The organism is Haloarcula sp. K1, assembly GCF_001647155.1.
Classification (GTDB): domain Archaea; phylum Halobacteriota; class Halobacteria; order Halobacteriales; family Haloarculaceae; genus Haloarcula; species Haloarcula hispanica.
In genome coordinates, this window is the sequence record NZ_LRHL01000023.1 from 256,267 (window position 1) to 272,791 (window position 16,525).

Here is a 16,525-nt window from a genome sequence, read left to right on the forward strand (position 1 = left end):
TGGACGGGCAAATGGCTTGTGTCTGCCTCCGTGTGCTATTTAATAACACAGGACATAGATTCGGTATGGAGTTCGACGTTCCCGGCGAACACCGGATGATACGGGATTCGGTCCGCGAGTTCTGCGAGAACGAGATTCAGCCGATAGCCCAGGAGATAGAGGACGAGCACCGGTTTCCGGCGGAAATATTCGAGGAACTGGGCGAGCTTGATGTCATGGGTGTGCCGATCAGCGAGGAGTGGGGTGGTCTGGGCGGCGATACGTTGATGTACGCGCTCGTCGCCGAGGAACTCGGGCGCGTTTCCGGGAGCATCGGGCTCTCGTACGTGGCCCATACCTCGCTCGGAAGCAAGCCCATAGAGTTGTTTGGCACAGATGCACAGAAAGAGCGCTGGCTCACACCGCTCGCTTCCGGCGAACACCTCGGCGGCTGGGCGCTGACTGAACCGGGCAGCGGGAGCGACGCCAGCGACATGGACACGACGGCCGAGCGGGACGGCGACGAGTACGTCATCAACGGCACCAAGCAGTTCATCACGAACGCCTCCGTCGCCGGGTCGGTGCTAGTCAAAGCCGTCACCGATCCTGAGTCCGGCTACGACGGCATCTCGACGTTCATCGTCGGTCCCGATGACGACGGCTGGGAGGTGACGACCGAGTGGGACAAAATGGGGCTGAACGCTTCACCGACCTGCGAACTCCAGTTCGACGACTGTCGGATTCCCGCGGACCGACTGCTCGGCGACGAAGGCGACGGCTGGGAGCAGACGCTGAAGACGCTCAACGGCGGCCGCATCTCTATTGCTGCGCTCTCGACGGGGCTCGCACAGGGGGCCTTCGAGGCCGCGAAGTCCTACGCCACCGAACGCGAGCAGTTCGACCGCCCCATCTCGAAGTTCGACGCCGTCCGGGACAAGATCGTCGAGATGGACCGCAAAATCGAGCGCGCCCGCCTGCTGACCCACAAGGCGGCGACGATGTACGACCAAGGCGAGGACGTGACGCGGCTCTCCTCGCTGGCAAAGCTCGACGCCAGCGAAATCTGTCGTGAGGTCGCCGAGGACGCCGTCCAGGTGCTTGGCGGGTACGGCTACACGACTGATTTCGCGCCACAGCGGTTCTACCGGGACGCGAAGCTCATGGAAATCGGCGAGGGGACAAGCGAGATTCAGCGAATGGTACTCGGCCGGGAACTGGGTCTGTGATACTCAGAGCGACGCTTACACGTCGGACGGGCGTTCGGGGACGATAGTAACGGGCACGTCGGCGGCGTCGATGACAGCGACTGCGGCGTCGCCTTCCCGGAGTCTGCCGGCCAGCCCCTTCGGCTCGTGGCCCATGACGATGTGCCGAACATCCACGTCGGCTGCGAGTTCCAGTAGTTCGTTGCCGATCCGCGTGCCCGAACGCATCGCGGACCGACCGACGTGTTCGATGGCGACCGTCGCCACGATGGTGGCGTCGCGGAACCGCTCGCGCATCTCGTCCCGGAGTTGCATGGCCGTGCCGTCGGCGGTGTCCTCGTCGACGAGGTGGACGACGTACAGTTCCTCGTCGAGCCCGTCAGCGAGTCGAACTGCCGTATCGATGACCGCCGGAGAGACCGAATCGTTGGCGATAGCCACGAGAATGGTCATACAGGACACAAGGCCTTCGCGTGCAAATCACTTTCTGCCGAACTAACAGGTCCGCTCACTCAGTCGCCTTCAGGTTGTGGACCGCGTCGACCCACTCGACGACCTCTGCTGTCGGCCGGAGGGCCGAGAGGATGGCCTCGGCGTCCTTGTACGCCATCGGCGCTTCGTCCCGGACACCTTTAATGACGGACTCCGAGTAGACGCCGTCCATCGCTGCGGCGAACTCGTCCATGTCGACCTCGCTGTGGGCCTGCCGGCGACTCATCACGCGACCCGCGCCGTGCGGTGCAGTCTGGTGGTACTCGTCGTTGCCTTTCCCGCGGGCGATAATCGACCCGTCGGCCATGTTGAACGGGACCAGCAGCCGCTGTCCCTCGCGGGCCGGGGTCGCCCCCTTTCGGATGGTCAGGTCCCTGAAATCGATATAGTTGTGAATCGACTGGAAGCGGTCGACGGGGTCGATCCCCAGCGCGTCGCAGACGGCGTCACTCATCAGTTCGCGGTTCCAGCGGGCGTACTGCTGGGCGAACAGCATGTCGACGAGGTAGCCGTGAGCCTCGCGGCCTTCGAGCCAGTCTAAGTCCGTGTTGCGGTCCTCGTCGTCGCTGCTGTGGATGGCGTCCTGGACCTGTCCCAGCGCGTCGAAGGCGTCCTCGATTTCCTTGCCGTCCAGTTCGCGGCGGAGGCGGTCCTTCCGGATGTAGGATTCGCCCATGCCGCCAGTGACCCAGGCGTAAAGGTCGCGGGATTCGACTGTATCGGGGTCGAACTTGAGATACTCGACGTACTCGTCGGGGATCTGCTCGCGGATCTCGCCGATGGTCCGGCGGTCCGTCGCCGTCGATTGCCAGTATTCGGCGACAGACTTACCCAGATACCGGGACCCGCTGTGGATGACCAGCCAGTAGTCGCCCGACTCGCGTGCCCGGCCGAACTCGACGAAGTGGTTCCCGCCGCCCAGCGTCCCCGCACTCTTGATTATGTACCCCATTCCCTGGCGCTGGTCGGCCAGCACGCGGTCACACAGCGACTCGAAGTACTCCTCGTCGTAGCCGTCGAAATCGAACTCTACAGGGTCGATGTGCTCGCCGAACCGCTCGGCGTAGGCCGCGTCGAACTGCTCGAAGATGCGGTTGGCCCGCTCGAACGGGAACTCCTCGACGAAATGGACCGCGTCGTCGTAGTCGTGAACCGACCGCCCCATCGGGACCGCCTCGCGGACGCGGCGCTCGCGCTCTTCGTCTTCCAGCGGGAGCTCCGGCCCGAGGTTCGTCGCGGCCATCCCACAGCCGACGTCGACGCCGACGATGTTCGGGACGACGCGGTCGCCAAGCGGCATCGTGAAGCCGATGGGTGCGCCGGCCCCCCAGTGCGTGTCCGGCATGATCCGCACCGGTTCGGTGAACGCAGGATGGTCGATGAGCGTCTCTATCTGCTCCCGACACCCAGCCTCGACGAGCGATTCGTCGTCAACCATCACCCGCGCTGTGGTGTGTTCGCCCGTCAGTTCGAGTACCATTGGTGTCCTACCGTAGTTGCATGGATGGTTTGAACCTCACGGTGGCCCGTGAGTGGGTGTCTCCCCGTCGGAGGAAATAAAAACGCAACCGAACAGGTGTCGAAACGCTAAACGGCTGATACATCCCTTCTCAGGCGCTGAGATGTGTTTTCACTCGGTGGGAACGCCCGCTCCCTTATATATCATTGCGGCGCGGAACTCCATATGTGAGGTGACACAGATGTCCTATCAAGCGGCGAACCCCCTGGCAGACGACTTCGAGCTCGAGCTCGGCGGGGCCTGGACCGCGTACTGGCTGGCGTTCCTGCGTGTCGTAACCGGCTGGTGGTTCTTCCACGCAGGCGTAACGAAGCTCATCGAGAACGGGCTGGCCTACAGCTACGGGCCGACGTATCTCAAGCAGATGACTGGCACGGCACTCGGTCCGCTCCCCGTGCTGATGGGCGAATACCTTGGCTGGCTCATTCAGGCAATGGTCCCGCTGGGCGAGACGCTCATCGGGCTGGGACTGATGGTCGGCGCGCTAGTCAGGCTCGCCTCCGTCTTCGGGGTCTTCTTCATGTCCCTGTTCTGGATCGGCAACGCGGAGTTCGGCCACGGGCTGGTCAACAGCGACTTCATGGGCCTGCTGCTGTTCATGACGATGATCGTGCTGGCTACCGGTCGCTACTACGGCCTCGACGCGATCATCGAGAAGACCAAACTGGTCAAACGACACCCGAAACTGAGGTACCTGCTCGGCTAAGGAGGTGACCACCAATGCAACAACACACCACCGTCATCGACAAAGCGGCGATGGCACTCAGCGGCGGACTGATGCTGCTGGGCGTCGTCGTCCTCGGCATCGTGGAGATACTGGCGGGTAAGCCCTACAGCGCGGCACCGCTGACGAACGACGCGGGCGAGATCATCGCAACTCCGATGATCGATCCGACGCTCCGGACCGGACTGGTCCTGGCCGGCCTCCTGGTCCTGGCCCTGTACGGGCTCTACAGGCTCGTCGCCCCAATGAAGAATCAGACGGCCACGGCACAGCAGGAAATCACGGCAGACTGAGCGGTTCTCGTTTTCGCTGTTTTGACTCGGTGTGTCGATACTGTTTACAGAAGTGATAGTGGGTGCCGCACCACCCCACCGATTCCCCACTAACAACGTATTTACTATGGGTATATTAATCAAGTGGGGTAGTTTCTCATTCTGATAGCGCCCACCACAACGCTCATTTCTGTGGTGGTGTTGATATCTATATGCCTTCGCTGGTGGTTCACTACGCCTTCGTTGGGTTACTCGCCGCAACGCTGCTGGGTGCTGCATTCGACAAGCGGTCGCTGCTCCTTTCAATACTTGTTGTCACGTTTCCCGATGTAGACGCGTTCGTGGGCCTCTACTGGCAGGCCGGCCACCGGGCTGCGACGACGAACCTCGTCATCCCCGCGGTGCTGGCGCTCCTCATCGCAGTTGACCTGTACGTGCGCGACGACTCGTATATCAGGGGACGATGGGGGGCCTACGGTGTTCGAGTCAGTTGGTTCTGTGTCGTGGTGTATGCGGTGGGCCACGTCCTGCTTGACATGATTACGGGCGGTGCGAACCTCTTCTGGCCGCTGTACGACCAGTTCTATCAGCTCAGCGGCCATCTGGAGCTGTCGAGCCAGCGCGGCATCGTCCAGACGTTCGTCGAACTGCCCGAGCCGTCCTCTCAGGCTTCCGGTGGCACCGGCACGGGCGGGAGCGGCGGGTCGACCACGCAGTCGATGGGCAACTCCAGCGAGGTACAGATGAGTACCGGCATCGACCCGAATCCGGGACAACCGGAACCAGAAAACGTCGACCGCGTGTTCCCCATCGCCCGAAGCGGCTGGGAACTGGTCGTCCTCGTCGTTGGGACGCTCGCCACCACCGCTCGCCTCGTTATCGGCCACGACCTCCCGGAGGAGTAACGCGGCCGGTCGGCACTGCGTAGCGTTCGTTTTCGAGTCCTTCATATACGCCGTGGCCAACCGGGGAACCATGGGCTTCGAGGTACGCCGACGACTCAGTGTCGCCGACACGGTGACGTTGTTCAACGCCGTCGTCGGGTTTGTCGCCGGAGCCATCGCCTTCACCGACCCGCATCTGGCCGCTCGGCTCATTCTGCTGGCGGTTATCGCTGACGCTATCGACGGAATCGTTGCCCGGAACGGCGACAGTTCGGCGGTCGGCCCGCTGCTTGACTCCGTGACCGACGTGGTTTCGTTCGGTGCGACACCGAGCCTCTTTCTCTACGTGCTGTTGACGGACGCCTACGGCGGCATCGAGTCCGCCCACCCGGCCGTGTTCGTCGGCCTCGCCCTGCTCGCCTCCGCGTACGTCGTGTGCTCTATCGTCCGGACCGCGTTCTACTCGACGTACTTCGATTCTCCCGACGAGCGGCCGGGTATGCCGAACACGCTCGGGAGTATCATCATCGCGACGGCGTATCTGAGCGGCGTCACGAACCCGCTCGTGCTGAGTGTCGGCGCGCTCGGCCTCTCGCTTGCGATGATCGCGCCCTTCGACTACCCCAAGCCAGGGCCGAAACACGCCATCCCGATGGGTGTCGTGCAGGCTGTCGCCGTCGTCGCACCAGCGGCGTTCTTCCGGGCTGGGCCGCGGGCGATGCTCGCCATCTCGCTGCTGTTTTTCGCGCTTGGGCCGTGGGTCTACTCCGGAGAGTAACCCCTCTCCAGCCGCTCAGGCCCGCTCAGACCGTGTCATCGATGAACTCCTCTAGGACGTCGTTGAACGTCTCGGCCTGTTCGACCATCGCGAGGTGTGCAGCGTCGGGAATAAACGACACCGCTCCGTCTTGGACCTCGCGGGCCAGTGTCTCGTGATACGCACGCGGGGTCAGTTTGTCGTGTTCGCCACAGACGGCCAGCACGGGCACGTCAATCTCGTCCAGTCGCTCGCGCACGTCGAAACCGTGACACGTCATGAAGTCGCGGCGGGTCATCGCCTGCCCGACCGTCTCCATCTGCTCGTGGGAGCGCGACACGGCCTCGTGGCCGGTGTCGTGGAACAGGCGGTCCCGTTCGTGCAGGAACTCGACGGCGCGGTCCCAGTCGTCCGCGAGCCACTCCTGTAATCCCTCGAACACCGGGAGTTCGGGGCCGGTCCCCAGCAACACTATCGCCTCGGGCGTCCAGTCCCGCTCCAGTGCGACCCACTGGGTGACGGCCCCGCCCAGCGAGTTCCCGACCAGCACCTCCGCGTCTGTCTCCCGCCCCACAGCGACCACGTCGTCCGCGTAGGCGTCGAGTGTCGTGGTCCCGGCGTCGGTGTCGATATCGTCCGAATCTCCGTGCCCTGACAGGTCCAGTGCGACGGCGGGGTGAGCCGGTCCGGATGGCGCGTACTGACGACCCCACACGCGGTGTGTCGCCCCGCTGCCGTGGACATACAGCGCCGTCGGCCCCGATGCCGCAGGCTGTGTCTGTCTGTACGCCGTGACTCGCCCGTCGTGATTGACCCGTTCCATGCGACACCGTTCGGAAGCGGTGTGGATAAAAGGTTGGCGCGCTCAGCTGAGGTGTGAACCGCATTCAAGCAACTACACTCATTTTTCCGCCGTACAGCGTATTTCGACGATAGATTTATATACTTGTCACGCTTACTTTGAGTTAGCATGACTTCAGAACAGCAGTTGTTCGACGAGACGCCCCTCCGCCGATTCGAGTACGACGACAGCGTCGTGTTCGCGGCGGACGTGGGACCTGCCGCCGATGCGAGTGTCGATGTGGTCGACGGGACCGTCATCGTCGTCGCAGACGGCCACCAGTACGAACAGGAGATCCCCGCTGGCGACGCACGAGCGTTTATCAACCACGGGGTTCTCACTATCGAACTGTCAGACGGCGAGGGAGATAACTGATGAGACTTACTGTTAAACCACTCAAACAGAAAGACGCTGGCCGTGGCCTCGCGGCGATTGACCGCGCCGCGATGGACGAACTCGAACTCGAGAACGGCGACTACATAGTTCTCGAGGGGAAGCAGGACAGTCGCGCTGTCGCCCGGGTCTGGCCCGGCTACCCCGAGGACGAGGGGAAGGGCATCGTCCGCATCGACGGGCAGCTCCGCCAGGAGGCCAACGTCGGTATCGACGACCCCGTCAACATCGAGAAGGCCGACGTCAACCCCGCGACCTCGGTCACCGTCGCGCTGCCCCAGAACCTTCGGGTCCGGGGCAACGTCGGTCCGATGATCCGCAACAACCTCAGCGGCCAGGCCGTCACGCAGGGCCAGACGGTTCCGGTGAGCTTCGGCCTCGGACCGCTCTCCTCGATGTCCGGCCAGAAGATCCCGCTGAAGATCGCAGAGACCGAGCCCTCCGGCACGGTCGTCGTGACCGACTCCACGGACATCCAGGTCAGCGAGATGCCCGCCGAGCAGGTCCACAGCGGCGAGGGCGCACCTGAAGCGAGCGACACTCCCGACGTGACCTACGAGGACATCGGCGGGCTCGACCGCGAACTCGAACAGGTCCGCGAGATGATCGAGCTGCCGATGCGCCACCCCGAACTGTTCCAGCAGCTCGGCATCGAGCCGCCGAAGGGCGTCCTCCTGCACGGCCCGCCCGGCACGGGCAAGACGCTGATGGCCAAGGCCGTCGCCAACGAGATCGACGCGTACTTCACCACTATCTCCGGGCCGGAGATCATGTCGAAGTACTACGGCGAGAGCGAGGAGCAACTCCGTGAGGTCTTCGAAGAGGCCGAGGAGAACGCCCCCGCTATCGTCTTCATCGACGAGATCGACTCCATCGCCCCGAAGCGTGGCGAGACCCAGGGCGACGTGGAGCGCCGCGTCGTCGCCCAGCTGCTCAGCCTGATGGACGGGCTCGAAGAGCGCGGACAGGTCATCGTCATCGGCGCGACCAACCGCGTCGACGATATCGACCCCGCCTTGCGCCGTGGCGGCCGCTTCGACCGCGAGATCGAAATCGGCGTCCCGGACAAGAAGGGCCGCAAGGAGATCCTGCAGGTCCACACCCGCGGGATGCCCCTCTCCGAGGAGATCAACATCGAGAACTACGCCGAGAACACCCACGGCTTCGTCGGCGCTGACCTCGCGACCCTCACGAAAGAGAGCGCGATGAACGCCCTCCGGCGCATCCGCCCCGAACTCGACCTCGAATCCGACGAGATCGACGCCGAGGTGCTCGAACGCCTGGAGATCAGCGACAAAGACTTCCGCGAGGCGATGAAGGGCATCGAGCCCTCCGCGCTCCGGGAAGTGTTCGTCGAAGTCCCGGACGTCACCTGGGACTCCGTCGGTGGACTCGAAGACACCAAGGAACGGCTCCGGGAGACCATTCAGTGGCCTCTGGAGTACGAAGACGTGTTCGAGTCGATGGACCTCGAAGCCGCGAAGGGCGTACTGATGTACGGCCCGCCCGGCACCGGGAAGACGCTCTTGGCGAAGGCCGTCGCCAACGAGGCCCAGTCCAACTTCATCTCCGTGAAGGGGCCGGAACTCCTGAACAAGTTCGTGGGTGAGTCCGAGAAGGGCGTCCGCGAAGTGTTCAGCAAGGCCCGCGAGAACGCCCCGACCGTGGTGTTCTTCGACGAGATCGACTCCATCGCCGGCGAACGTGGCGGCGGCACGACCGACTCCGGCGTCGGCGAACGCGTCGTCTCCCAGCTCCTGACGGAACTGGACGGGATCGAGGACATGGAGAACGTCGTGGTCGTCGCGACCACGAACCGGCCGGACCTCATCGACGACGCGCTCCTGCGCCCCGGCCGACTCGACAGGCACGTCCATGTGCCCGTCCCGGACGAGGAAGCGCGCCGCGCCATCTTCCAGGTCCACACCCGCGACAAGCCGCTGGCCGACGGCGTCGACCTCGACGAACTGGCCAGCCGCACGGACGGCTACGTCGGCGCGGACATCGAAGCGGTCGCCCGCGAGGCGTCGATGGCCGCGACCCGGGAGTTCATCAACAGCGTGGACCCCGAGGACATCGGCGACAGTGTCAGCAACGTCCGCGTGACGATGGACCACTTCGAGCACGCGCTCTCCGAAGTCGGCCCCAGCGTCACCGAGGAGACCCGCGAGCGCTACGACGAAATCGAGCAGCGCTTCGACCGGGCCGAACCCGGCGTCACTGACGAGAGCACGGCCAGTCGCACCTTCCAGTAGCGACGGTCGGCACTCGATAGCGACGGTCGACACACCGACGCTGATTGTTACGTCTTACAGGCGATTTTCTCGCTGCGTTATTCGTCGTCAGCCCTGTCCAGCGTGATCTCGCGACACTCGTAGGCTTCCTTCGTCGCACCGGCCCCGCCGACAGTGACCGGTCCGGCATCGGTCTCGATAGTGAGTGACCGTTCGGCCGGGTTCGTGCTCGATGCGGGATAGACGACGCTCTGCCGGACGTTTATCACCGGTCCCGATATCGTCGTCTCCGTCCGGTCCGCAGTCGAGATGACCCGAGCGCGAGCAGTGATCGCCGTCCCCGCGCGCAACGCCAGCGCCGCCATGAGTACCGCGAACTGGAACGCGGAGAACGTCCGCGGGAACGCACACACGCTAGCGATGTAGTGTTCCGTCCCCATCAGCCAATGAGTGCCGAGAAACATCGCGAATTCGTCGTGAGCGAGGTTTTCGTTGTCGAACTCGGTCGCCTGATATTCTGCTATCGAGTCGGTCAACAGTCCGGAATGCCCAGTGAGTCCGCGCTGGATATCTGCGGTCACGAGCAGTGGGGTAATACCGCTCTCGATTGTCCTGACCGCCGTTGCGATATCCTCGTATGCGGGCGTCGGTGCCGTCGCATCGCCGTGGACCAGTAACAGTACCAGTACATCCCGCTCGATAGCGGCGCTGAGTTGCGGGACAAACTCCGGGAGGGACGATTTCGGGACCGCAACCGTGAGGCTCTCCTCGGCACTGTCGATAAGAGATTGTATCGCATCGATGACTGCCGACTGGGTCCGATGGATTTCCAGCCCCGGTTGTGCCATCATCAAAGGATACAGTGCCGTGTGTATAAATCGTCCCCTGAAATGGGCAATAGCGTCGCTGAGATGGTAGAGGTGTCAACAATGGAGTGTTTCGTGGTGTAACTTCTTTATGCGTGTGTCTCCTCGGAAGGGTGATGAAGTCACAGCCCACCGTCCTGTTTGTCCGTAGTCCGAGCCAGGACAGGGCCGCGATTTCGATGCTCCGGGACAGTGATCTCACCGTCCACGAATTCGACGGTGTTCGCGATCTGGAGTGTGCGCTCGGCGACTACGACACGGACTGTGTCGTCACGAACTGCGAAGTGGAGAACCCGGACGGGACACAGTATCTCGGTGGGTTGACCCTTATTGATCGACTGCAACGAAATCACCCCGAACTCCCGGTCGTCCTCTTTGCCGAGGTGACAAACGGCGACATCGCCCGCGAGGCCTACAGCCGCGACGTGTTCGGCTACGTTCCGAGCACAGTGAGCGACGCTCACCAGCGGCTTCTGGCGCGGGTCGACGCCGCCGTCGCTTCCAGCCCGGCCCGTCAACGGGCGAACAAGCGAAAACAGCTCAACGAGGCCGTCCGGCTGGTCAATCAAGCGCTCGTCCGCTCACAGTCGCGGGTGGATATCGAACGCGACGTCTCGGCGGTTCTGGCGGGCACAGCCAGATACAGCGAAGCCTGTACGGTGACCTGTCAGCACGACAGGCCGGTCGTTCGAGCGCTGGGTTCACAGCGGGACCGCGTCTCCATCACCGTGCCGGAGCCGTTGTGCCGCGCCGAGTCGGAGGACCGACTGGTCGTTGCGGATATCGACCCAGCAACGTTCGCAAATGACACAGACGCACTGGAAACGGACTGCGCCCGAGTTCTCGCTGTCCCACTGGTGTACGATGGGACATCGTACGGCGTCCTCGGAGTGTACGCCGACCGCGTCGATATCTTCGACACGGAAGAACAGGACACGTTCCGGGAAGTCGGCCACAACATCGCGCTGGCTATCGACGCGAGCCAGACGAAAGACGCGCTCCAGCAGCGGACGACGGAACTGGAACGACAAAAAGAGCGACTCCGAGAGCTCGCACAGATAATCTCACACGAGCTCCGGAACCCGCTTCAGGCGGCGATGGGACGAGTCGAACTGCTAGCCGCGGAACACGCCGCCGAGGAGTTCGACGCCATCCAGCGCAGCCACACCCGCATGTCGTTTCTCATCGACGACCTCATGGAAATCGCCCGTCAGGGTGGCCGACAGTACACCGTCGAGCCGGTAACACTCTCAGACGTGATGGCGAACGCCTGGACGACGGTCGACACCGACGGGTCGACCATCGAAATCGACTGTACCGAGACGATACTGGCCGATAGTGGCCGACTGTGTCAGCTCGCGGAGAACTTCTTCCGGTTCGCGACGGAGCAGGGCAATACCGAGAAGATAACGATCACGGACACGGTCGACGGGTTCGCCCTCGAACACGACGGCACCCCGTTGGAGACGGGAAACGAGAAACCGTTTGAACTCTACTACGCCTCCAGTGACGAAGGGGTCGGGCTCCACCTCGCCGTGATCCGGGAAATCGCACACGGTCACGGGTGGGAAACCGCCCTCTCCAACGACTCGACGGGACGGGTCCGACTGGACGTAACCGACGTCGAGCGGCCGGCAGCGAAAACCACGTAGCGACCCCGCCTCGCCGTACGTGACTCGAAACCGTATTTTGCGTCCAGTCCGGAGTTGTGGTATGGATCTTCAGGCTCGGTATCGCGTGCCAGCACTCACTGGCCTGTTGACGGTCGTGTCGCTCGCGCTCGTGTTCGGGGCCGTTCTCGGGGCGATTCCACAGTCCGCTCTCCCGGCTGCGCCCGCGAGCGTACTCGGGGCGATCCCCCACGCCAACGCCGTGGTCAGCGCCCTCGCTATCGGAACAATCGTCGGCGGTATCCGAGCGATCCGCCGCGGCGATGTCGCCCGACACCGGAAGCTGATGCTCTCCTCGTTCGGCCTGTTCGCTCTGTTTCTCGTCCTGTACCTCTACCGGATAACGCTTGAAGGGCCGACGGACTTCACCGGCCCGGCAGTCGTCGAGACGTACTTCTATCTCCCCTTCCTCGCTATCCACATCCTGCTTGCCATCATCGCCATCCCGGCGGTGTACTACGTCCTGCTGCTGGCCTACACGTACCCCGTCTCGGAACTGCCGTCGACGAACCACCCGCGGGCCGGAAAGCTGGCCGCGGGGCTGTGGCTGATCTCCTTCTCGATGGGGATCGCCGTCTACGCGATGCTGTATCTGGTCTGGTAACGTCATAGTGATTATTGCGAGTCAGTACCACATCGACCGCACGACAGCGTGCGGTCGGAGCGGCAACCAGTCGCAATACTCACTATCAGTCGCTCTCCGTTCGGAGCAACCCAAACCACAACATGTCACGCCACGCGCCGTCGAGATACCACTCTTCGCGGTGTGTCCCTTCCTTCGTGAATCCAAGCCGTTCGACCACCGCGACGGAGCGGTCGTTCCCGCCCACAATCTTTGCCGACCACTTCCGGAGCGCCCGCTGGTCGAAGCCGTACCGGACCAGTCTGCCCGCCGCCTCAGTGGCGTACCCCTCGCCCCAGGCGTCCGGGTCAAGCCAGTAGCCCAGTTCGGCTGTGCCCCGCTCCGGGTCGTGGTCAGTCATGGCGACGAGCCCGACCGGTTCGGTTCGGTCCTCGACCCGTCCGGGACTCCCGGCCGGGTCGACACAGACCAGCAGATGAACCGAGTCCTCATTGGAAAGTGTCTCCTCATAGAACGTCTCCAGTTGGTCGGCGGTTGAGGGTTTCGCGTACGTCCCCAGCCCCCAGACCTGTTCGTGGTGGAACACCTGCCGTATCCAGTCGAGGTCGTCGCGGTCTGGTGACCGGAGGGCTGTCCGCTCGGTTTCGAGAAACGCGGGACCAGGCATGGCTGGACGCTCACCCGGAGGCAGTAAAAACGTGATGTCTTTGTGGCCGCTCACAGCCGCCTTAGTCGTCAGCTGGGCGCGACTGCGTGCCGATATCCGGGCGGGTAACGTCTCGGTCCGTCGCCTCGCCGTCGATATCGTAGGGATACTCGCCGGTGACACAGCCGAGACAGAGGTCAGCCCGGCTCTTGTCCAGCGTTTCCGCGATGGCATCGATAGAGAGATACGACAGCGAGTCCGCCTCGATTTCCTCACGGATTTCCTCGACGGACTGGTTCCCGGCGATGAGTTCATCGCGGGAGGCCATGTCGATGCCCATGTAGCACGGGGCGACGATGGGCGGCGCGCCGATGCGGACGTGGACCTCCTCGGCACCGGCGTCTTTCAGCAACTGAATCAGTTGCGTCGAGGTGGTCCCGCGGACGATAGAGTCGTCGATGATGGTGACGCTTTTCCCCTCGATGGTCGATTTGATGGGGTTGAGTTTCAACCGGACGGCCCGTTCGCGCTCGTCCTGAGTCGGCATGATGAACGTCCGGCCGACGTACCGGTTTTTCATCAGCCCCTCTGCGAACTCGATGTCCGAGCCGTCGTCCTGTGCGGCCTCTGCGTAGCCCGAGGCAAACGCGCGCCCGGAGTCAGGAACCGGGAGCACGACATCGGATTCGACGCCGGACTCCTCCCAGAGTTTCCGGCCCAGTTCGCGCCGGACCTCGTAGACGAGGTTCTCGTCGATGGTCGAGTCCGGTCGCGCGAAGTAGACGTGCTCGAAGAAGCAGTGGGCCGTGTTCTCGGGCTCGACGAGCTGGTAGGTGTCGTAGCCGGTGCCGTCGGCGTGCAAGACGACGAGTTCGCCGGGCTTGACGTCCCGGATGAGTTCGCCGTCGAGCGTATCGATGGCGGCTGATTCGGAGGCGAGGACGTAGCCGTCCTCGAGTTCGCCGATACACAGCGGCCGGTTCCCCTGCGGGTCGCGCACGCCGAGCACCGTCTCGTCGTGCATAATCGTCAGCGAGTACGACCCGTGGATACGGTTCATCGTTCGCTTGACAGCCCGAACCAGGTCCTCCTCTAAGAGATTACGCGCGAGGTCGTGGGCGATGACCTCGGTGTCGCCGTCTGAAGTGAAGGCGTGGCCGAGGTCGGCCAGTTCGTCGCCGATCTCGTCGGCGTTGACGAGGTTCCCGTTGTGGGACAGCCCCAGCGACCCCGACTTGAACGAGACGGAGAACGGCTGGGCACAGCAGGCGTTGACGCTCCCGGCGGTCGGGTATCGGACGTGGCCGATACCGTTCGCGCCGTTGAGCGATTCCAGGTCACCGGGGTCGAAGGCGTCACCGACGAGGCCCATCTCGACGTGGCTGTACTGCTGGAACCCGTCGTGGGTGACGATACCGGCTGATTCCTGACCGCGGTGCTGGAGCGCGTACAAGGAGTAGTAAAGCGGTCGGGCGGCGTCACGGTCCTCCAAAGAGATGCCAACAACGCCGCACTTCTCGTGCATTTGTGTTGAGTGTGTTATTCGCCCGCTTTCGACTGCCACTCGTAGTCACGCCGCTTGGCCGACTTGCCGAAACCGCACGACGAGCAGACCTTCTTTTTCGTGTGATACGACTTTTCGCCACACCGTCGACACTTCGTGTGCGTCGTGGTGTTTTTCTTGCCCTGACTCGGAGTTCCTGCGCCAGTCATGGAGTAATTGAGACGACGTTATCGCCGCGTATAATCGTTGTGTCTTCATCCTCGACGACGAGGTTCATGTGTTGATCGTAGCCGGTGAGTTCTCCTTCAAAGAGTTCGCCACCTTTCAGCTGTACGGTGACCGTCTCACCGAGGGACGCTTCGAGTACATCCAGCGGTCGTCCACTCATGTACGGTTTGGATAGTGACGGGCGCTTAAACGTACCGTTTGTATGGTGGCACGCGCGAGGCCGGTCTGCTTCCCTACACGTCGACGCTAAAGGGCGCTCGGTCGGCCGCTCGGACGGCGAAGCCGGCCAGCAGGTCCGCGAGCGCGTCGAGGTCGTCGGGATCGATGACCTCGACCGGCGTGTGCATGTAGCGGTTCGGAAGTCCGACGTTGACCGACGGAATCCCACCCCGAGAAGTGTAGAAGGCGTCCGCGTCGGTTCCGGTCCTGCTGCCCGTCGCCTGCAACTGAATGTCGATGTCCTCCTCTTTGCCGGTCTCTCGGAGAGCGTCGACGGCGACCGGATGGTTCGCGCTCCCGCGAGCGACGACCGGTCCCGCACCGAGTTCGACGCCGGTGTCGGCTTTGCCCGGCGAACCCGGCGAGTCCGTCGCGTGTGTCACGTCAGCAGCGATGGCGACATCCGGCGCGAGATCGAACCCGACCATCTTCGCCCCCTGGACGCCGACCTCTTCCTGCACCGTGGAGACGGCGTACACCGTCGCGTCCGCACCGGCCTCCGCCGCGCGCCGAAGCCCCTCAGCGGCCGCCCAGATGCCGATACGGTTGTCCATTCCTCGGGCCGCGAGGCGGCCGTTCTCCAGTTCGCTCAGCGTCTGGACGAACGTCACCGGGTCGCCGCGGTCGACGAGTGATTCCACCTCGTCACCGTCCTCGGCCCCCACGTCGACGTGCTGTTCGGCGATCTCCGGCACGGAGTCGTCGTCCGAATCCCGGAGGTGAATCGCGGTCTGGCCCACGACGCCCGATACCGGCCCGTCGGCCGTGTGAATGGTGACGTGTTGCCCGCGCGAGACGGTCTTGTCCGAGCCGCCGATGCGGCCCAGTTTGACGAAGCCGTCGTCGGTGAGGTCCCGGACGATGAAGCCGATTTCGTCGCCGTGGCCCGCGAGCGCGACGGTCGTGTCGCCACCTTCGACCTTCGCGACGGCGTTGCCGTAGTCGTCCGTTCGGGCCTCGTCGGCGAACTCGCTGACGTAGTCGAGCCACACCCGCTGGCTGTCGGCCTCGTACCCCGACGGGCCGGGCGTCGTCAGAAGCGATTCCAGGAACTCGCGGCGTCGTGTGTCCATACGCGGGATAATCACCCCGTGGTCATGAAAACAGCGGACGGCACGCGGTCTGGGACCGTCCCACCGTGGCTCTGGTACCGCCACGGCTAAGAGTCACGGCGTCGAACTGTCAGTATGGCCGAATTCACTCTCCTCGAACTGCATCTCGACGGCGCTGAGTTCACTGCCAACGCCCCGTTCAGTTCCACCGACGATGACGACGAATCGGAGCGCAAATCACGGTGGTCGCGGTCCCGGACGGACGAGCAGAGCGACGAGACGGACGTTGAGGCTGACGGTGGCCGTAACGTCGGTCGCTTCGCGCTCGCGGTATTCGGTGCCGTCGCGCTCGTCGCGGTCGTCCTGCGTCTGTACCTCGGTGGGTCAGACGGCGACGACAGCGACGAAGCCCTTTGACCTCCTCCCACGCCTGAAGGCGCGGGATTCCCGCGGCACC

The 16,525-nt window shown here is 63.6% G+C and carries 19 protein-coding genes; 10 read left to right on the top strand and 9 right to left on the bottom strand.

Annotated features, from left to right (window positions below):
* Positions 1-65 precede the first annotated feature (65 nt).
* Positions 66-1,205, top strand: coding sequence for an acyl-CoA dehydrogenase family protein (locus AV929_RS08760; RefSeq protein WP_014040276.1), 1,140 nt, complete (start codon positions 66-68; stop codon positions 1,203-1,205).
* Between the two features lie 15 nt (positions 1,206-1,220).
* Here the strand turns inward: AV929_RS08760 and AV929_RS08765 are convergent, their stop codons facing one another.
* Both AV929_RS08765 and AV929_RS08770 read right to left on the bottom strand, forming a co-directional pair.
* Positions 1,221-1,637 carry a universal stress protein gene (locus AV929_RS08765; protein ID WP_014040277.1) on the bottom strand — a complete coding sequence of 139 codons (417 nt, stop codon included), beginning with the start codon at positions 1,635-1,637 and terminating at the stop codon, positions 1,221-1,223.
* Between the two features lie 55 nt (positions 1,638-1,692).
* Positions 1,693-3,156 carry an RtcB family protein gene (locus AV929_RS08770; RefSeq protein ID WP_064288014.1) on the bottom strand — a complete coding sequence of 488 codons (1,464 nt, stop codon included), beginning with the start codon at positions 3,154-3,156 and terminating at the stop codon, positions 1,693-1,695.
* Positions 3,157-3,376: 220 nt separating this feature from the next.
* Between AV929_RS08770 and AV929_RS08775 the strand changes: the two genes are divergently transcribed.
* The 4 genes from AV929_RS08775 (at position 3,377) to AV929_RS08790 (ending at position 5,853) form a co-directional block, all read left to right on the top strand.
* Complete coding sequence (locus tag AV929_RS08775) at positions 3,377-3,901, top strand: DoxX family membrane protein (protein WP_064288201.1); 525 nt, start codon at positions 3,377-3,379, stop codon at positions 3,899-3,901.
* Between the two features lie 14 nt (positions 3,902-3,915).
* The gene (locus AV929_RS08780) at positions 3,916-4,212 is read left to right on the top strand and encodes a hypothetical protein (protein WP_050038015.1); all 297 of its coding nucleotides are present in this window, start codon (positions 3,916-3,918) and stop codon (positions 4,210-4,212) included.
* A 191-nt stretch (positions 4,213-4,403) separates the two neighbouring features.
* Positions 4,404-5,096 carry a metal-dependent hydrolase gene (locus AV929_RS08785; RefSeq protein ID WP_023843252.1) on the top strand — a complete coding sequence of 231 codons (693 nt, stop codon included), beginning with the start codon at positions 4,404-4,406 and terminating at the stop codon, positions 5,094-5,096.
* A gap of 70 nt (positions 5,097-5,166) precedes the next feature.
* Positions 5,167-5,853 carry a protein sorting system archaetidylserine synthase gene (locus tag AV929_RS08790; RefSeq protein WP_014040282.1) on the top strand — a complete coding sequence of 229 codons (687 nt, stop codon included), beginning with the start codon at positions 5,167-5,169 and terminating at the stop codon, positions 5,851-5,853.
* A gap of 25 nt (positions 5,854-5,878) precedes the next feature.
* Here the strand turns inward: AV929_RS08790 and AV929_RS08795 are convergent, their stop codons facing one another.
* The gene (locus tag AV929_RS08795; protein WP_064288015.1) at positions 5,879-6,655 is read right to left on the bottom strand and encodes an alpha/beta fold hydrolase; all 777 of its coding nucleotides are present in this window, start codon (positions 6,653-6,655) and stop codon (positions 5,879-5,881) included.
* Positions 6,656-6,802: 147 nt separating this feature from the next.
* Between AV929_RS08795 and AV929_RS08800 the strand changes: the two genes are divergently transcribed.
* Together AV929_RS08800 and AV929_RS08805 are read left to right on the top strand one after the other, a co-directional pair.
* On the top strand, positions 6,803-7,048 hold the full coding sequence (locus AV929_RS08800) for a hypothetical protein (RefSeq protein ID WP_014040284.1): 246 nt from the start codon (positions 6,803-6,805) through the stop codon (positions 7,046-7,048).
* The gene (locus AV929_RS08805) at positions 7,048-9,321 is read left to right on the top strand and encodes a CDC48 family AAA ATPase (RefSeq protein ID WP_014040285.1); all 2,274 of its coding nucleotides are present in this window, start codon (positions 7,048-7,050) and stop codon (positions 9,319-9,321) included. The genes AV929_RS08800 and AV929_RS08805 overlap by 1 nt, the downstream gene beginning before the upstream one ends.
* A gap of 77 nt (positions 9,322-9,398) precedes the next feature.
* Here AV929_RS08805 and AV929_RS08810 read toward each other — a convergent pair whose 3' ends face one another.
* Entirely contained in the window at positions 9,399-10,151 is a 753-nt protein-coding gene (locus AV929_RS08810) for a TrmB family transcriptional regulator sugar-binding domain-containing protein (RefSeq protein WP_050038019.1), read from the bottom strand.
* A 131-nt stretch (positions 10,152-10,282) separates the two neighbouring features.
* On the opposite strand from AV929_RS08810, the gene AV929_RS08815 reads away from it, so the two are divergent.
* Together AV929_RS08815 and AV929_RS08820 are read left to right on the top strand one after the other, a co-directional pair.
* Positions 10,283-11,818, top strand: coding sequence for a histidine kinase dimerization/phospho-acceptor domain-containing protein (locus tag AV929_RS08815; protein WP_050007108.1), 1,536 nt, complete (start codon positions 10,283-10,285; stop codon positions 11,816-11,818).
* Between the two features lie 61 nt (positions 11,819-11,879).
* Positions 11,880-12,440 carry a DUF420 domain-containing protein gene (locus tag AV929_RS08820; protein WP_014040288.1) on the top strand — a complete coding sequence of 187 codons (561 nt, stop codon included), beginning with the start codon at positions 11,880-11,882 and terminating at the stop codon, positions 12,438-12,440.
* Positions 12,441-12,525: 85 nt separating this feature from the next.
* Here the strand turns inward: AV929_RS08820 and AV929_RS08825 are convergent, their stop codons facing one another.
* From AV929_RS08825 to AV929_RS08840, 5 genes are all read right to left on the bottom strand, one after another.
* Positions 12,526-13,086 (bottom strand): GNAT family N-acetyltransferase, encoded by a 561-nt coding sequence (locus tag AV929_RS08825; RefSeq protein ID WP_050038021.1) that lies wholly within the window; start codon positions 13,084-13,086, stop codon positions 12,526-12,528.
* 61 nt (positions 13,087-13,147) lie between these two features.
* A complete protein-coding gene (purF, locus tag AV929_RS08830; RefSeq protein WP_064288016.1) occupies positions 13,148-14,590 on the bottom strand; it encodes an amidophosphoribosyltransferase in 1,443 nt (480 codons plus the stop codon).
* Between the two features lie 14 nt (positions 14,591-14,604).
* A complete protein-coding gene (locus AV929_RS21385) occupies positions 14,605-14,778 on the bottom strand; it encodes a 50S ribosomal protein L37e (protein WP_004517916.1) in 174 nt (57 codons plus the stop codon).
* The gene (locus AV929_RS08835; protein WP_004517917.1) at positions 14,775-14,957 is read right to left on the bottom strand and encodes an LSM domain-containing protein; all 183 of its coding nucleotides are present in this window, start codon (positions 14,955-14,957) and stop codon (positions 14,775-14,777) included. Before AV929_RS08835 ends, AV929_RS21385 begins: the two co-directional genes overlap by 4 nt.
* A 73-nt stretch (positions 14,958-15,030) precedes the next feature.
* The gene (locus AV929_RS08840; protein WP_064288017.1) at positions 15,031-16,089 is read right to left on the bottom strand and encodes a M20/M25/M40 family metallo-hydrolase; all 1,059 of its coding nucleotides are present in this window, start codon (positions 16,087-16,089) and stop codon (positions 15,031-15,033) included.
* Positions 16,090-16,203: 114 nt separating this feature from the next.
* On the opposite strand from AV929_RS08840, the gene AV929_RS08845 reads away from it, so the two are divergent.
* Positions 16,204-16,485 (top strand): hypothetical protein, encoded by a 282-nt coding sequence (locus tag AV929_RS08845; protein WP_050038023.1) that lies wholly within the window; start codon positions 16,204-16,206, stop codon positions 16,483-16,485.
* Positions 16,486-16,525: the final 40 nt, after the last annotated feature.

What these genes read in the sequence shown, in the direction of transcription:
- AV929_RS08760 (WP_014040276.1), top strand. Translation starts at nt 66, where the DNA reads ATGGAGTTCGACGTTCCCGGCGAACACCGGATGATACGGGATTCGGTC.
- AV929_RS08765 (WP_014040277.1), bottom strand. Translation starts at nt 1,637, where the DNA reads ATGACCATTCTCGTGGCTATCGCCAACGATTCGGTCTCTCCGGCGGTC.
- AV929_RS08770 (WP_064288014.1), bottom strand. Translation starts at nt 3,156, where the DNA reads ATGGTACTCGAACTGACGGGCGAACACACCACAGCGCGGGTGATGGTT.
- AV929_RS08775 (WP_064288201.1), top strand. Translation starts at nt 3,377, where the DNA reads ATGTCCTATCAAGCGGCGAACCCCCTGGCAGACGACTTCGAGCTCGAG.
- AV929_RS08780 (WP_050038015.1), top strand. Translation starts at nt 3,916, where the DNA reads ATGCAACAACACACCACCGTCATCGACAAAGCGGCGATGGCACTCAGC.
- AV929_RS08785 (WP_023843252.1), top strand. Translation starts at nt 4,404, where the DNA reads ATGCCTTCGCTGGTGGTTCACTACGCCTTCGTTGGGTTACTCGCCGCA.
- AV929_RS08790 (WP_014040282.1), top strand. Translation starts at nt 5,167, where the DNA reads ATGGGCTTCGAGGTACGCCGACGACTCAGTGTCGCCGACACGGTGACG.
- AV929_RS08795 (WP_064288015.1), bottom strand. Translation starts at nt 6,655, where the DNA reads ATGGAACGGGTCAATCACGACGGGCGAGTCACGGCGTACAGACAGACA.
- AV929_RS08800 (WP_014040284.1), top strand. Translation starts at nt 6,803, where the DNA reads ATGACTTCAGAACAGCAGTTGTTCGACGAGACGCCCCTCCGCCGATTC.
- AV929_RS08805 (WP_014040285.1), top strand. Translation starts at nt 7,048, where the DNA reads ATGAGACTTACTGTTAAACCACTCAAACAGAAAGACGCTGGCCGTGGC.
- AV929_RS08810 (WP_050038019.1), bottom strand. Translation starts at nt 10,151, where the DNA reads ATGATGGCACAACCGGGGCTGGAAATCCATCGGACCCAGTCGGCAGTC.
- AV929_RS08815 (WP_050007108.1), top strand. Translation starts at nt 10,283, where the DNA reads ATGAAGTCACAGCCCACCGTCCTGTTTGTCCGTAGTCCGAGCCAGGAC.
- AV929_RS08820 (WP_014040288.1), top strand. Translation starts at nt 11,880, where the DNA reads ATGGATCTTCAGGCTCGGTATCGCGTGCCAGCACTCACTGGCCTGTTG.
- AV929_RS08825 (WP_050038021.1), bottom strand. Translation starts at nt 13,086, where the DNA reads ATGCCTGGTCCCGCGTTTCTCGAAACCGAGCGGACAGCCCTCCGGTCA.
- purF (WP_064288016.1), bottom strand. Translation starts at nt 14,590, where the DNA reads ATGCACGAGAAGTGCGGCGTTGTTGGCATCTCTTTGGAGGACCGTGAC.
- AV929_RS21385 (WP_004517916.1), bottom strand. Translation starts at nt 14,778, where the DNA reads ATGACTGGCGCAGGAACTCCGAGTCAGGGCAAGAAAAACACCACGACG.
- AV929_RS08835 (WP_004517917.1), bottom strand. Translation starts at nt 14,957, where the DNA reads ATGAGTGGACGACCGCTGGATGTACTCGAAGCGTCCCTCGGTGAGACG.
- AV929_RS08840 (WP_064288017.1), bottom strand. Translation starts at nt 16,089, where the DNA reads ATGGACACACGACGCCGCGAGTTCCTGGAATCGCTTCTGACGACGCCC.
- AV929_RS08845 (WP_050038023.1), top strand. Translation starts at nt 16,204, where the DNA reads ATGGCCGAATTCACTCTCCTCGAACTGCATCTCGACGGCGCTGAGTTC.